The 14187-nt window shown below is 62.1% G+C and carries 13 protein-coding genes; 6 read left to right on the top strand and 7 right to left on the bottom strand.

The features are described 5' to 3' along the window. Window positions 1-49: 49 nt before the first annotated feature. On the bottom strand, window positions 50-1360 hold the full coding sequence (gene urtA / locus AC1RZR_RS20450) for an urea ABC transporter substrate-binding protein (RefSeq protein WP_184874024.1): 1311 nt from the start codon (window positions 1358-1360) through the stop codon (window positions 50-52). A 312-nt stretch (window positions 1361-1672) separates the two neighbouring features. Here urtA and AC1RZR_RS20445 point away from each other — a divergent pair, with 312 nt between their 5' ends. After that, window positions 1673-2080 (top strand): hypothetical protein, encoded by a 408-nt coding sequence (locus AC1RZR_RS20445; RefSeq protein ID WP_481825766.1) that lies wholly within the window; start codon window positions 1673-1675, stop codon window positions 2078-2080. A gap of 203 nt (window positions 2081-2283) precedes the next feature. Here AC1RZR_RS20445 and AC1RZR_RS20440 read toward each other — a convergent pair whose 3' ends face one another. From AC1RZR_RS20440 to AC1RZR_RS20430, 3 genes are all read right to left on the bottom strand, one after another. Continuing rightward, entirely contained in the window at window positions 2284-3855 is a 1572-nt protein-coding gene (locus tag AC1RZR_RS20440; RefSeq protein ID WP_477277229.1) for a GMC family oxidoreductase, read from the bottom strand. A 46-nt stretch (window positions 3856-3901) separates the two neighbouring features. Continuing rightward, window positions 3902-4432, bottom strand: a complete 531-nt coding sequence (locus tag AC1RZR_RS20435) for a gluconate 2-dehydrogenase subunit 3 family protein (RefSeq protein ID WP_477277231.1) — start codon at window positions 4430-4432, stop codon at window positions 3902-3904. A 150-nt stretch (window positions 4433-4582) separates the two neighbouring features. Further along, a complete protein-coding gene (locus tag AC1RZR_RS20430; protein WP_379104191.1) occupies window positions 4583-4978 on the bottom strand; it encodes a VOC family protein in 396 nt (131 codons plus the stop codon). Window positions 4979-5204: 226 nt separating this feature from the next. On the opposite strand from AC1RZR_RS20430, the gene AC1RZR_RS20425 reads away from it, so the two are divergent. After that, window positions 5205-5510 carry a ribbon-helix-helix domain-containing protein gene (locus AC1RZR_RS20425; RefSeq protein WP_477277233.1) on the top strand — a complete coding sequence of 102 codons (306 nt, stop codon included), beginning with the start codon at window positions 5205-5207 and terminating at the stop codon, window positions 5508-5510. A 120-nt stretch (window positions 5511-5630) separates the two neighbouring features. Here the strand turns inward: AC1RZR_RS20425 and AC1RZR_RS20420 are convergent, their stop codons facing one another. Together AC1RZR_RS20420 and cckA are read right to left on the bottom strand one after the other, a co-directional pair. Beyond that, window positions 5631-6344: a purine-nucleoside phosphorylase gene (locus AC1RZR_RS20420; RefSeq protein ID WP_481825765.1), complete on the bottom strand. Its 714-nt coding sequence runs from the start codon at window positions 6342-6344 to the stop codon at window positions 5631-5633. Window positions 6345-6430: 86 nt separating this feature from the next. Continuing rightward, on the bottom strand, window positions 6431-9004 hold the full coding sequence (gene cckA / locus AC1RZR_RS20415; RefSeq protein WP_481825764.1) for a cell cycle histidine kinase CckA: 2574 nt from the start codon (window positions 9002-9004) through the stop codon (window positions 6431-6433). 223 nt (window positions 9005-9227) lie between these two features. On the opposite strand from cckA, the gene AC1RZR_RS20410 reads away from it, so the two are divergent. Continuing rightward, entirely contained in the window at window positions 9228-9971 is a 744-nt protein-coding gene (locus AC1RZR_RS20410) for a hypothetical protein (protein ID WP_477277239.1), read from the top strand. A 172-nt stretch (window positions 9972-10143) separates the two neighbouring features. On the opposite strand, the gene dksA is transcribed toward AC1RZR_RS20410, so the two are convergent. Beyond that, on the bottom strand, window positions 10144-10560 hold the full coding sequence (gene dksA, locus AC1RZR_RS20405; RefSeq protein WP_006202025.1) for an RNA polymerase-binding protein DksA: 417 nt from the start codon (window positions 10558-10560) through the stop codon (window positions 10144-10146). A gap of 342 nt (window positions 10561-10902) precedes the next feature. Here dksA and AC1RZR_RS20400 point away from each other — a divergent pair, with 342 nt between their 5' ends. The 3 genes from AC1RZR_RS20400 (at window position 10903) to AC1RZR_RS20390 (ending at window position 14054) form a co-directional block, all read left to right on the top strand. Beyond that, a complete protein-coding gene (locus AC1RZR_RS20400) occupies window positions 10903-11406 on the top strand; it encodes a SixA phosphatase family protein (RefSeq protein WP_481825763.1) in 504 nt (167 codons plus the stop codon). 63 nt (window positions 11407-11469) lie between these two features. Continuing rightward, the gene (locus AC1RZR_RS20395) at window positions 11470-12948 is read left to right on the top strand and encodes a YcjX family GTP-binding protein (protein ID WP_481825762.1); all 1479 of its coding nucleotides are present in this window, start codon (window positions 11470-11472) and stop codon (window positions 12946-12948) included. After that, entirely contained in the window at window positions 12945-14054 is a 1110-nt protein-coding gene (locus AC1RZR_RS20390; protein ID WP_481825761.1) for a YcjF family protein, read from the top strand. Before AC1RZR_RS20395 ends, AC1RZR_RS20390 begins: the two co-directional genes overlap by 4 nt. Window positions 14055-14187 lie beyond the last annotated feature (133 nt).

The following is a 14187-nucleotide window of genomic DNA, read 5'->3' as shown; positions in this document are numbered from 1 at the left end:
GGTCTTAGGTCATGGGCCTACGGTCCAGACCTGGTCAGACCTGGGAGGATCAGTTTGTGCCCTTGCCGCCGCATTTGCCGGTGGCGACATTGAAGTTGCCGCACGACAGAGGCGCGCGCCAATCGGAGATCAGGTCCTTGGAGTCAGGCAGGTAGTCGGACCATTCGTCGCCCATCACCAGGCCTGGCGTGCGCGAAACCGTCTCGAACTGGCCGTCGGCCTGGATTTCGCCGATCAGCACCGGCTTGGTGATGTGATGGTTCGGCATCATCGTCGAATAGCCGCCGGTCAAGTTCGGCACCGAAACGCCGATCATGGCGTCGATGACCTTGTCCGGATCGGTGGTGCCGGCTTTCTCGACCGCCTTCACCCACATGTTGAAGCCGATGTAGTGGGCTTCCATCGGGTCATTGGTGGTGCGCTTGTCGTTCTTGATGAACTTGTGCCAGTCGGCGATGAACTTCTTGTTCTCGGGCGTATCGACGCTTTCAAAGTAGTTCCAGGCGGCGAGATGGCCGACCAGTGGCGCGGTGTCGAGACCGGCAAGCTCTTCCTCGCCGACCGAGAAGGCCATGACCGGAATGTCCTCGGCCTTGATGCCCTGGTTGCCGAGTTCCTTGTAGAACGGCACGTTGGCGTCGCCGTTGACGGTCGACACAACGGCAGTCTTCTTACCAGCCGAACCGAACTTCTTGATTGCGGAAACTTCGGTCTGCCAGTCGGAGAAGCCGAACGGCGTGTAGTTGACCATGATGTCTTCCGCCGCGACGCCCTTGGCCTTCAGATAGGCCTCGAGGATCTTGTTGGTGGTGCGCGGATAGACGTAGTCGGTACCTTCGAGCACCCAGCGCTTCACCGAACCGCCGTCTTCGCTCATCAGATAGTCGACGGCCGGAATGGCCTGCTGGTTTGGCGCGGCACCCGTATAGAATACGTTCCGCTCGCTTTCCTCGCCCTCATACTGGACCGGGTAGAACAGGATATTGTCGAGCTCGCTGAAGACCGGCAGCACCGATTTGCGCGACACCGAGGTCCAGCAGCCGAACACCGCGGCGACCTTGTCCTTGGAGATCAGCTCGCGCGCCTTCTCGGCGAACAGCGGCCAGTTGGAAGCCGGATCGACGACCACGGCTTCGAGCTTCTTGCCGAGCAGGCCGCCCTTGGCATTCTGCTCGTCGATGAGCATCAGCATGGCGTCCTTCAGCGTCGTCTCCGAAATCGCCATGGTCCCCGACAGCGAATGGAGAATGCCGACCTTGATCGTGTCGTCAGCCGCCCTGGCGGGTGCCGACATCAACAGGCCGGCAGCGACGACGCTTGCCGAAAACATTTTTGTTATTGTCGAGAAATTACCCCTCATGCCTAACACTCCAAGCTGGTTGATTGCACCGCAACACTACGATGCAACCGCCATGCCAATCGCCGAGATGATGCCGATAAAAGGGTAATAACGACACATTATCAGTCGCTTATTATATTAGCCTTATGGAAACAACGATGGTCGGCTAAAAATTGATTGAGAGAAATTTGCGCAGTGCACAAGGCTTTTGCCTAATTTTCGCCCAAATTGGCAAAATGCCTAGTTTTTGAACTTCGCCGGAGGATCGCATACGACAAATGTTGCGGCTCGGCGCAAAAATAGGGCAAGCTCGCCCCTCAACAGAGCGACGTCATGGCATCAGGCATTTCACGCATTTTTGTCGGCATATTGGTTCTGGCGGCAGCCACCGGTGCCGCGCGAGCCGACTTCAGCGACGGCAAGATGCCCGACGGCATCTACCACTGCGAAGTGTACCTGCTTGGCATGTTTCTCAACCTCGGCGACATCACCATCAAGGGAAATGTCTACAGCGGCCCGGTCACCTTCGGGACCGCCCAGCAGGGCTACAATTATCAAATGGATGCAAATGGCGTGATCTCCTGGCTGGGGCCGCTCGGCGGCTATACCGCCGGCGGCAACTCGCTGTCGCTGACCCAGGCAACGCTGGACGGCGAAACCGCGCCCTCCTTTGACATCATCATGAAGCAGCCCGACGGCGCCTTCACCGCCTCGACCTGCACAAAGGGAGCCGGCCAGTAGGCCATCCCGGGGTAACAGAAGCCGCCTCGGCAGTCTGCCAGTCTTTCCATGTCATCTGGATGTTGCCGCAAGGACGGGCAGCCGTACAGCGCCTGGTCATTCCGGTCCCACAAAAAAGCGGAACGCGTTACGCGTTCCGCCTGACGGTCCGGGAGGACTGAAGCTTGGCACCGCCCCGCTGACCGGGGCAATGTCTTGACGGCTCAGATCGTCTTGGCCGACATTTGCGTAGCGATGTAGTCGGCCTGGCGGATCGCCAGCGACACGATCGTCAGGGTCGGGTTTTCCGCGGCACCCGTCGTGAACTGGCTGCCGTCCGACACGAACAGGTTCTTGATGTCGTGCGTCTGGCCGTGTTTGTTGACGACGCCGTCGGCCGCCTTCCCGCTCATCCGGTTGGTGCCGAGATTGTGGGTCGACGGATAGGGCGGCGTCGGGAAGGTGCGCGTGGCGCCGACCGCCGCGTAAAGCGCCACGGCCTGCTTGTAGGCATGGTTGCGCATCGCGCTGTCGTTCGGATGATCGTCGAAATGCACATCGGCGATCGGCATGCCGTGCTCGTCCTTCATGTCGGCATGCAGCGTGACGCGGTTCTCCGCACGCGGCATGTCCTCGCCGACGATCCACAGGCCGGCCATATGGTCGTAGTGGTCCAGCGCCGTGGTGAACGAACGTCCCCAGGCCCCCGGATCGAGGAAGGCCGCCATGAACGGCAGGCCCAGCGACAGCGTCTCGAACTCGTAGCCACCGACAAAACCGCGTGACGGATCATGGCGCGCCTCGTCGCGGATGATGCCGGCCATGGTGGTGCCGCGATACATGTGCACGGGCTTGTCGAAGATGGCATAGACCGAGCCCGTGGTGTGCCGCATGTAGTTCTTGCCCACCTGCCCCGACGAGTTGGCAAGGCCGTCGGGGAATTTGCCAGATGCCGAATTGAGCAGCAGCCGCGGGCTTTCGATCGAGTTGCCGGCGACGGCGACGATGCGGGCCTTCTGTTCCTGCAGCTTGCCGTCCTTGTCGGCGTAGACGACGCCGGTCACCTTGCCCGAGGCATCGTGGTTGATCTTGATCGCCATGGCGTTCGGCCTGACCTCGAGATGGCCTGTCGCCTCACCCTTGGGGATCTCGGTGTAGAGCGTCGACCATTTGGCGCCCCATTTGCAGCCCTGGAAGCAGAAGCCGGTTTGCTGGCAGGACATGCGGTCGTCGCGCTCGACCGAGTTGATGGCCATGTTGCCGGTGTGGCATTCCTTGTAGCCGAGCTTGTCGGCGCCGGCCTTCAACACCTTGAAATTGTTGTTGCCCGGCAATCTCGGCCAGTCATTGGTGCCGGTGACGCCCATCTTGGCTTCGGCCTTGGCATAGTAGGGCTCCATCTCGGCCAGCGTGATCGGCCAGTCGAGGAGATTGGCGCCTTCCAGTTTGCCGTAGGTCGAAAGCGTCTTGAACTCGTGTTCCTGGAAACGCAGCGACGCTCCCGCCCAGTGGGTCGTCGAACCGCCGACCGACTTGACGATCCAGGCCGGCAGATTCGGAAAATCCTTGGCCACACGCCAGTCGCCGGAGGTGGTGCGCTTGTCCTTCCAGGCGAGTTGGGTGAACGAATCCCACTCGTCGTTGATGAAGTCCTCATATTCGTGACGCGCGCCGGCTTCCAGGATGACGACGTCGACCCCCTTCTGGGCAAGTTCGTTGCCGAGCGTGCCGCCGCCGGCGCCCGAGCCGATGATGACGACCACACCGTCGTTGTTCAGATCAAATGCTGCAGCCATGGTTTCCTCCCATGATTTTCTGTTTGCGGGTGTCGGGACGACGGGCTCAGAGCCACTCGATGTCGTTGAAACCGCGCGCGATGTAGCCGCCCTTGGAAAAGGACTCGCCCTCGTAACCGAAGATCGGCCAGACCTCTTTCTGGTTGTAGAGGCTGACGACGAGGCCACCACGGATGGCCTGGAAGAACGGCGTCGCCTCGATCTGCTTCAGCACCGCGACACGCTGGTCCTCCCAGCCAAGGCCCCGGTAGCCACTGTCCCCCGACTTCTTGTCGAGGTCAGCGATGCCGTCTTCGATCATCGTCTTGTAGGCGGCGTCCTTGCCGGCCTGTTCGTCATGGCCTTTCACGGCGATGGCGTAATATTTGTCGGGAACCTGATCGTGCGGATAGATGTCGCGCGCCAACTGAATCAGCGTCGCCATCGTTTCGGGCTTGAGCGCCGATGTCTCGAGCCCCCAGGCGTGTTCGGGGCTGATGACCGCACTGCCGGAGATGACGAGCAACGCGCCGATCCCACCGCGTCTGAGAAGCTCGCGACGTGAAAGTCCAGGCTTCCCGTCATAGATCGTGACCATGTATTCCTCCCTGCTTGCTATTCGCCCTCTTGAAGCGAGTCACAATTGACGAGCCTCAAGTTCTTGTTTTTGCATGTCGTTATCCCAAAACGACATGGCTTGAGAGCGCCGTTGCTGGCGCCGCACCCGCCGGTGCGGCTGCACCGTCTCCTATTGGAAGCGGCCTGCGCGTTGCAGAACCTCGATCTTGTAGCCGTCCGGATCCTCGATGAAGAAGAAGCGGGCGATCAGCGACCCGTCGCTGTTGAACTCGACGATCTTCTTCGGATTGAGGCCGAGCGCGCCGAGGCGGTCATGTTCGCTGTCGAGGTCGGCGATCGAGACCGCGAGGTGGCCGTATCCATCGCCGAGCCCGTAAGGCTCGGTCCGGCCCTTGTTCACGGTCAGTTCGAGCTCGAACCCCGTTTCGGCATTGCTGAGGTAAATGAGTGTGAACGTCTCGAAGTCCAGCCTGTCGGCGACATCGAGCCCGAAAGCATTTCTGTAGAAGTCGACGGATCGGGCCTCGTCGAGAACCCGGATCATGGAATGGATCGCCTTGGCCAAATCAGTCTCCGCCCTAGTGTGGAACCGATTATGGGCAGAGCGGGGAAAAGGTGGTGGCAGCCGGTTACCACGTCCAAAACTGTGAAATGACTGGCATCGGCGACAGGGACGAAAGTCCGATTGCCGTTCCGGCAATTTTGCCCGACAATGCGAACGGGGACAGGTCAAGCAGTATCAGACTGCACGCCTGCCCGCCCAAGACCAATAAGCATGGGAGGTTTGTCGGATGTGCAGGGTATTTGCGGGCCAGGATCCCGAAGGCTATCGCCAGATCAACCGGTCGATTCGCATTGACGGCCACTCGACCAGCATCCAGCTGGAAGCGACATTCTGGGCGTTGCTTGATGAAATCGCCGAAAACCAGAACCTGACGACGCCCAAATTCATCTCGAAGCTTTATGACGAAGCCATCGAGATCAATGGTGCCATTCCGAACTTTGCATCGATGCTGCGCACCACCTGCGCGCTCTATTTGCGCGGCCATCGGCCAGGCATGGATGAGCAGATGCTGCCGAAGCGGCAAGCCGCCTAGAGCAATTCCACGAAAAGTGTGAAACGGTGTTCTAGGGAAAAGCGAGTAGCGCTTTTCCCTAGGGAATTTGCGTCAGACAAAGAGATAGAGCGGCTCGGCGGTTTCCGTGAAACGGTGAACCTAGCGTCCTTCCACGGCGACCGCGAGCGCCAGCCGGGTCATATCGGCGAACAGTTCCTGGCGTTCGGAGTAGTCGGTCAGTTCACCGGTCTCGATGTTGTCGACCACGGTGCAGATCGACAGCGCCCGGGCGCCGAAATGCCCGGCGATGCGATAAAGCGCGCTGGTTTCCATATCCACAGCCAGGGCTCCTTCTGCCTGCGCATCGGCAAAGCGGCCGCGTCCATCCGGGTGATAGAAGATATCGCTGCAGACCGTCAGGCCGGCACAGTGATCGACGCCAAGTTCGGCTGCCTTGGCCAGCGCGCATGCGAGAAGTGCCGGATCCGGACCGGCGACGGCTTTGTAGAGGCCGAAGACCTGACCGCTTCGAGCGCTTTCCGCCTGCGCCGATTGCGAGATGACAAGGCCGCGCAACTTGGCCTTGGCGGTCAGGCTGCCGCAGGTGCCTGTGCGGATCAACGTCCGGACGCCATAATAGTCAAGCAATTCATGCACATAGATCAGAAACGACGAGACACCGATGCCCGTCGCCTGAATGCTGACGGGTTTGCCGCGAAACAGTCCGGTATAGCCAAGGGCACCGCGTCGGCGATTGATGCAGCGCGGCGCTTCCAGAAAAGTCTGCGCCATCCATTCGGCGCGCTGCGGGTCGCCCGGCAACAACACCGTGTCGGCGTAGGCATCCTTGTCTGCTTCGTTGTGTGGCGTCAACCGCTGCTCCCCCAAGCCCGTCTGCCGTTTCACCCGCAATCATGGCGTTGTCGCGGCATTGTGCAAGGAAAGAACGTCAGGCGGTTCTAAGACTCCAGCACATCCTTGACGATCGTCGCCAGTTGCTTGAGCGAAAACGGCTTTGGCAGGAAGCCGAAATGCGCATCTGCGGGCAGATTTCTGGCGAATGCATCCTCGGCATAGCCGGACACGAAAACGAATTTGATGTCAGGTTGGCGCTTGCGCAATTCACCAAGAAGCGTCGGCCCATCCATTTCCGGCATCACCACGTCCGAAACGACGATGTCGACCTTGCCGCCCAACGCCTCGAACACTTCCAGCGCCTCGACGCCCGAGGATGCCTCGTGCACGGTGTAGCCGCGCGACACCAGCGCCCGCATGCCGCCCATGCGCACGGCGTCCTCGTCCTCGACGAGCAGCACCGTGGCCGAGCCCGACAGATCCTTGGCCGCATCCGCGACCTTCGCCGGTGCCGCCGGCACATCGCCGGGCTCGCCCTCTTTTTTCGCTTCCGCGATATGACGCGGCAGGAAAATGCGGAAAGTCGAGCCCTTGCCGACCTCGGAATCGCAGAAAATGAAGCCGCCGGTCTGCTTGATGATGCCGTAGACCATCGACAGGCCAAGCCCGGTACCCTTGCCAACCTCCTTGGTGGTGAAGAAGGGCTCGAAAATCTTCTTCAGCACGTCGGGCGCTATGCCGCTGCCGGTATCCTCGACCTCGACCACGACATAGTCGGCCGGGGTGAGTTCGCGATAGGAAAAGGCCTCGCACTCCTCGGCGGCCACGTTGCGGGTGCGCACGGTGAGGTCGCCGCCCGCAGGCATCGCGTCTCGCGCATTGACTGCAAGGTTGACCACCACCTGTTCGAACTGCCCAATATCGACCTTGACCGGCCACAGGTCGCGGCCATGGTCGACCTTCAGCTTGATGTCGTTGCCGACCAGGCGGGCCAGCAGCATCCTGAGATCGGCCAGCACGTCGGTCAGGTTGAGCACTTCCGGCCGCAGCGTCTGTTTGCGCGAGAAGGCCAGCAATTGCCGCACCAGCGAGGCCGCCCGATTGGCGTTCTGCTTGATGTTCATGATGTCGGGGAAGGACGGGTCCGACGGGCGGTGGTTGGTCAACAGCAGGTCCGACGCCATGATGATGGCGGTCAGCACATTGTTGAAATCATGCGCGATGCCGCCGGCAAGCTGGCCGACCGCCTGCATCTTCTGGCTTTGCGCCATCTGCCCTTCGAGCGCTTTCTGCTCGGTCGTCTCGACGGCGTAGACGATGGCCGACTCCTCGGCGCCCTCGCCGCCGGTGCCGTCGGCAACCGCGTTGACGTAGAAACGGATGTGCCGGTCGTCGTTGCCGGGCAGCAAGGTATCGATCGGCTCGATGTCGGCCTGCCGCTGCTGCGCCTTTTCGAAAGCCGCGGCGAAGGCCGGCCGGTCCCGCTCATGGATGACCGTGTCGAGCCGCACGCGACGATCGACGGCGTCGCGGTCGACGACCGACGAAAACAGCGACAGGAAAGGCGCGTTGGTGCGCAGGATGCGCCCGCTGTGGTCCACGCCGGCTATCGCCATCGGTGTCGAGTTGAAGAAGCGGGTGAAGCGCACTTCTGACGCACGCAGATCGGCCGAGGCGTCCTCGCCCTGCGTGCGGTTGAGCACGATCGTGCGCGTCGGGCCGTTGAGGCCTTCGCGGCTGGCCGAAACGCGGTGCATGAAGCGCACCGGCAGTGCTTCGCCCGTCATCGTCGTCAAGTCGAGATCGATGACCGCGTTGCGTGTCGTTCCGGGGTCGGCCTTGACCGAGCGGACCAGTGCCATGCCGTCGCCGGCCACGATCTCCGGCAGGGTGACGGAGCCGGGCGTGAAGCTGGTGAGGTCGATGCCCAGCCATTCGGCAAGCGTGGCGTTGATGTAGGTGACGCGGCCGTCCTGGTCGGCCGAAAAGAAGCCGGCTGGCGCGTGGTCGAGGTGATCGATCGCCTTCTGCAGGTCGAGGAAGAAACGCTCCTGCTCGGCCCGCTCCTGAGAGATATCGGCAAGCTGCCAGGCCAGCATCGGCAGCCGCTGGCCCGGAACGCTGAAGGCGCGGGCACGCGCCCGGTACCAGCGGGCGCCCGGCTCGGCGCCCGGCCGAATGGACTGCGCCAGCCGAAACTCGCCGTCGCCCGGCTGGCCGTCGCGCAAGCCCGACGCCAGCCGATAGATCGTCACCGAGGCTTCGGGGACATCCGAGAGCAATCCCTCGACCGTCTTCAGGTCGGCCGCCGACGTCGCACCGGTCATATCGGCATAGGCCCGATTGGCGTAGACGACGCGACCCTTGGTGTCCGTGACGAGAAGGCCTTGCGACATCGAATCAACGAACGCCTTCGACAATTCGTCACCCGTCGAGCGTGGCGTGATCTGCACGAAGCCGATCGCCGTGGCGAACAGGAAGCCGACACCGATCATCGCCAGCACACCGAGCATGCCGAGCAGGAACGGGTCGCCGAGGCGCTCGCGGAAAAGGCCGAAGACGATGGCGGCGCCGGTCAGAACGACGATGAAAATAATGAGCCGGGTAACCGCGCCCGGTCGCGTATTCTGGTCGACGATCGGTACCGGATAGAAATCGCCGCGCGCTTCCTTGGCCATGTGCCCCCTGCTCGTGAATTCCGGTGTTCCGACACCCGCCCCTATCGGGTTGAATCACATTCTCCTAGTCCGGAAAAGGCCTGGGCGGCAAATGTCAGATAAAAATGATGTCTTCCGGCCTTCGGAGTTTTCAAGCTGTTCATCAAGCGCGAAACGCAACTTGCGGTGGCCTGCCGCAACGGTCTAGTGTCGCGTCACTTCCAAGGGCAATCAGGTAAAACCAATGCAATGGCTGGATAGCGTGGCGGGCCCCGGTTATGCCGCAGCACTGTTGTGGACGTTTGCGGCGCTCGTCCTGCTGGTCATCGTTCTCGTCATCATCAAGCTCGTGCGCAATCTGACGTTCGGAACCTTTGTTGCAGGCGGCAGGAATCGCAAGACGCGGCTGGCCGTCATGGACGCCACCGCCGTCGACAGCCATCGACGGCTGGTGCTGATACGCCGCGATGATATCGAACATCTGCTTCTGATCGGCGGCCCGACCGACGTTGTTGTCGAACGTGACATCCGGCTTTCGGCGCTACGCCGACCGGCGCTGACCGGCGACGGCGGCTTGCAGCCGGCCCCGGCCACCGCGGCCCCGGTGGCGAAGCCACGTGCATCTCAACCCGCTGCGCAGACGGCGAGGCAGGCACCCGCTCCGCAGCCGGTGAACACGGCGCAGCCCGCCCGCCCGCGCCAAACAACGCCGGCGCCACCACCAGCACCGAAGTCGCAAAGTTACCAGCCGACCAATGTCACGCCGCTGCCCGCCTATGGATCCGCAAATGCCAATGCCGTCAGGCACGCGCCACCGCCGCAGCCAAGGCAGGACACCGTCGACGATACACTGATGAAGGAACTCGAAGTGTCGCTTGACCAGCCCCGTTCGAGCGCCCCGGCCGGCAAACCAGAGGCGAAGGCACCGCCGTCGCTCGACGATGAAATGACAAAGCTTCTGGGCGAACTCTCCAGCCAGAAGAGATGATTGGATTCTGATCTGCCCGCCAGCCGGGAAATTCGACCGGTCAGGGATCTTGCGCGTGCCTTGGTTTGTTCAGACGGAGGCATGGCGCACCAAACAGAAATGGCCGGAAAACCGGCCATTTCAACATCAACATCGCCGCAAACTGCCTTGAGCGCAGCCCATGGGCGATGCGTTAGTCGTCGCGATAGACCTTTTCGCGGCGCTCATGCCGCTCCTGCGCTTCGATGGACAATGTCGCGATCGGACGCGCATCGAGCCGCTTCAGCGCGATCGGCTCGCCGGTCTCCTCGCAATAGCCATAGGTGCCTTCGTCGATGCGCTGCAGGGCGGAATCGATCTTCGAAATGAGCTTTCGCTGACGGTCGCGAGCCCGGAGCTCGATGGCGCGGTCGGTTTCCGAAGAGGCGCGATCGGCAAGATCGGGGTGGTTGGCGTTTTCCTGCTGCAGAATTTCGAGTGTTTCGCGCGCTTCGCGCAATATGTCATTCTTCCAGGTGACGAGCTTTAGGCGGAAGTAAGATTTCTGCCGCTCGTTCATGAACGGCTCGTCCTCGGAGGGTACGTAATCGGCGGTAACGATGTCGTTCATTCGACTCACCCAAACAGCCCCAAATTTGGCGCCTATATATTCGCGGTCCGGCGCCTGCACAAGCGCAATCGGCGGCTGTCTCACGCAATTGTTAATGTGCGGTGGCGGGCGCCTTTGCAACGGCGCACAGTCGTTTTGATACCAAACTACGCTGCGACACTTTGAATCCCGGGCAACATGCTTCCCGAAGATCGGCTGTGATCTTCGGGCCGATGCACAAACCCCTCTTCCGGCACCGCACCATGGGTGATTCGCTGTATTCGATGAACACGGCCATTGTGCGCAGCGCCCTTCTCGTGACTAATCCTGGAAGCTTCGGCATTCGGCGTGAGCGGAGGTTGGGTGAGTACACTTTATCTGTTACGACATGCCAAGGCCGGCTGGGCATTGCCCGGCATGCGCGATTTCGATCGCCCGCTCGACGCATCCGGCCGCGCGGATGCAGAGATGATGGGCGCCGCCATGCGGTCCCGCTTCTATGTTCCGGACCTGACCCTCTGCTCCAACGCCAAACGCGCGAAAGAGACGCTGGAAGGCCTGGCCGGCCAGACCGACACAGGCCGGGTCCTGTTCTTCGATTCGCTCTACAGCGAGGACGCCGCCGGTTACCTCAGGCTGATCCGGGACAATGGCGGATCCGGTTCGTTACTGGTTATCGGCCACAACCCGATGACGGAAGATCTCGCCATGGCGGTTTCGGGCAATGGCGACGAGACGGCGCGGGCAACGCTCAATCATGGGTTCCCGACGACCGGCCTGGCGGTCGTCCGCTTCGACGGCGATCTGACAAAAGCCGCCCAGGGCGCCGGCTATCTCGAAGCGTTCCTGACGCCGGCCGATCTCTGAAGGCATTTCAAAGCCGGGGTCCAGAGCCTATATCGGACGAACCGAGGCCCGAGAGATCATATTTTGGCATCATCGCTGACCACCTTCACCGACGAGGCGAGGATTGCCCTCGACACGCTCTCGGGCCGCGCCACCGGGCTTTTCTCTCCCTCGATGCGATTGGGTGTCACGGGCCTGTCTCGCGCCGGCAAGACGGTGTTCATATCGGCCTTTGTCCACAATCTGATCCATGGCGGGCGATTGCCGCTGTTCAAGGCGCAGAAATCCGGACGCATCGCGCGCGCCTTCCTCGAACAGCAGCCCGACGACGCCGTGCCGCGCTTCCAGTACGAGGATCACATCGCCGCCCTGGTCAACGACCGCGCCTGGCCTGATTCGACGCGCGCCATTTCGGAATTGCGGCTGACCATCGAATATGAATCGGCCTCCGGCTGGAGCCGCATGTTTTCCTCCGGCAAACTGTCGGTCGATATCGTCGACTATCCCGGCGAATGGCTGCTCGACCTGCCGCTGCTCGGCAAATCCTTCGCCGATTTTTCCCGCGAAGCCTTCGAAATGGCAGTTCTGCCGGTGCGCGAGGACCTGTCGCAGGCCTGGCGGGCGTTGTCGGCGCAGATCGACACGAACGCCGATGCCGACGAGATGACGGCGCGCCGCCTGGCCGAAAGCTTCGCTGCCTATCTGAAGGCGTGCAAGCTGGACGAGCGGGCGCTTTCGACCTTGCCGCCCGGCCGCTTCCTGATGCCTGGCGATCTCGAAGGCTCGCCCGCGCTGACTTTCGCGCCCCTCGCTGGGCTCGGCGACAAGCGTCCGCGTCCAGGGTCGCTACACGCCATGATGGACAGGCGTTACGAGGCCTACAAGACGCATGTCGTCAAACCGTTCTTCCGCGAACACATCACACGCCTGGATCGCCAGATCGTGCTGATCGACGCCATGCAGGCGCTGAACGCCGGCCCCGGTGCCATGGCCGACCTGGAGCGGGCGGTGACCGAGATCCTCAGCTGTTTTCGTCCCGGCCGCGGCAGCTTCCTCACCGACCTGTTTTCGCGGCGCATCGACCGCATACTGGTTGCCGCGACCAAGGCCGACCATCTGCACCACGAAAGCCACGATCGCCTGCAGGCGATCGTGCGGCGGCTTGCCGACCGCGCCGTGGCACGGGCGAATTTCACCGGCGCCGATGTCGATGTGGTCGCCATGGCGGCGGTGCGCGCGACGCGCGAAGGCACCGTCAAGCAGGGTCGAGAGGTGCTTCCCGTCATCATCGGCACGCCGATCGCCGGCGAGAAGATCAATGGCGAAACATTCGATGGAAAGTCGGAAACGGCAATATTTCCCGGCGACTTACCGGAGAATATTGATGCTGTGTTCGATATTTCCGGACCCGATCACAAGCAGGACTCCGTGGATCCGGCAATCCGCTTCGTTCGTTTCCGTCCACCAAAGCTCGAACGCACGGCCGAAGGTGTCACGCTGTCGCTGCCGCATATCCGGCTCGACCGTGCCTTGCAGTTCCTGATTGGAGATCATCTGGCATGACCGCGCCCCGCAAGCCGGCCGCATTTCGCATCGAGCCGGAAGTCGCACCAAGACAAAAGGCGCCAGAGGCGCGCCCAGCCCAGGCCGGCATCCGTGCCCAGGCGGACGCCCAGCGGAAGCCCCGGGCGATGAAGAGCGATGTCGCGATGGTCATTCCGGCGGAAGTCGATGTCTTCGACGAGCCTGACATCGTCGCGGCCGAGCCGCCGCCGGCAATCGCGCCCAGAAGGCGGTCACTGCTCGGCAGCATCTTCTTCGGTGCCTTTGGTGTGCTGGTTTCGCTGGCAGTCGGCCTGTGGACCGATGAGCTCATCCGTGACCTCTTTGTACGCGCTGAATGGCTGGGCTGGCTGGCCGCCGGCATGGCGGCCATCGCCATGCTGGCACTTCTGGTCATCCTGATCCGTGAGTTCCTGGCAATCGCCCGCCTCGCCGAAGTCGAAAAGCTGCAGAAACGGGCGCTCGATGCCATTGCACGCGACGATCCCAAGGCGGCACGATCGGTGGTCGACGAGTTGTCGGCCTTTGTCGCGGCCAAGCCCGAGACCGCAGCCGGCCGGCGCGCACTGGCCGAACTGCGCGGCGAAATCATCGACGGCGGCAATCTGGTGCGCCTGGCCGAAGCCGAAATTCTCGGCCCCCTCGATGCCAGGGCAAAGGTGATGATCCTCGAAGCCGCCAAGCGCGTCTCGCTGGTGACGGCGGTCAGCCCACGCGCGCTCGTCGATGTCGCTTATGTCGTGTTCGAGGCCGGACGCCTCATTCGCCGCTTATCGGAGCTCTATGGCGGACGACCGGGAACGCTGGGTTTCTTCCGCCTGGCGCGCAGCGTGCTGGCGCATCTGGCGGTCACCGGTTCGATCGCCGTCGGCGACAGTTTCGTCCAGCAGATCGTCGGTCACGGCCTGGCGGCACGCCTCTCGGCCAAGCTTGGCGAGGGCGTCGTCAATGGCATGATGACGGCGCGCATCGGAATCGCGGCGATGGAGACGGCACGCCCCCTGCCCTTCAGCGCCGCGAAACGTCCGGGACTGGGCGATTTCCTCTCGGCGCTGACCTCGTTTGCAACCAGGAAAGATGTTGAAACGACACCATCCGGCAAGTAAGCCGGGCGGCAATGTTTGGACCTTCGGAATTGTTGCCGGCCTGCTTTGTGGCGGCCCCGTAGTGACGAAGCATTAACCAATCTTGTTCATGGTCAGACGGGTTCCAAACAGCCTCTTTGTTGCCGGGTGTCGT

Source organism: Mesorhizobium bavaricum (assembly GCF_056781655.1).
This window is presented reverse-complemented; position numbering and strand designations above follow the sequence as displayed.

What these genes read in the sequence shown, in the direction of transcription:
- AC1RZR_RS20410 (WP_477277239.1), top strand. Translation starts at nt 9,228, where the DNA reads ATGCAATGGCTGGATAGCGTGGCGGGCCCCGGTTATGCCGCAGCACTG.
- AC1RZR_RS20445 (WP_481825766.1), top strand. Translation starts at nt 1,673, where the DNA reads ATGGCATCAGGCATTTCACGCATTTTTGTCGGCATATTGGTTCTGGCG.
- dksA (WP_006202025.1), bottom strand. Translation starts at nt 10,560, where the DNA reads ATGAACGACATCGTTACCGCCGATTACGTACCCTCCGAGGACGAGCCG.
- AC1RZR_RS20435 (WP_477277231.1), bottom strand. Translation starts at nt 4,432, where the DNA reads ATGGTCACGATCTATGACGGGAAGCCTGGACTTTCACGTCGCGAGCTT.
- AC1RZR_RS20390 (WP_481825761.1), top strand. Translation starts at nt 12,945, where the DNA reads ATGACCGCGCCCCGCAAGCCGGCCGCATTTCGCATCGAGCCGGAAGTC.
- cckA (WP_481825764.1), bottom strand. Translation starts at nt 9,004, where the DNA reads ATGGCCAAGGAAGCGCGCGGCGATTTCTATCCGGTACCGATCGTCGAC.
- urtA (WP_184874024.1), bottom strand. Translation starts at nt 1,360, where the DNA reads ATGAGGGGTAATTTCTCGACAATAACAAAAATGTTTTCGGCAAGCGTC.
- AC1RZR_RS20440 (WP_477277229.1), bottom strand. Translation starts at nt 3,855, where the DNA reads ATGGCTGCAGCATTTGATCTGAACAACGACGGTGTGGTCGTCATCATC.
- AC1RZR_RS20425 (WP_477277233.1), top strand. Translation starts at nt 5,205, where the DNA reads ATGTGCAGGGTATTTGCGGGCCAGGATCCCGAAGGCTATCGCCAGATC.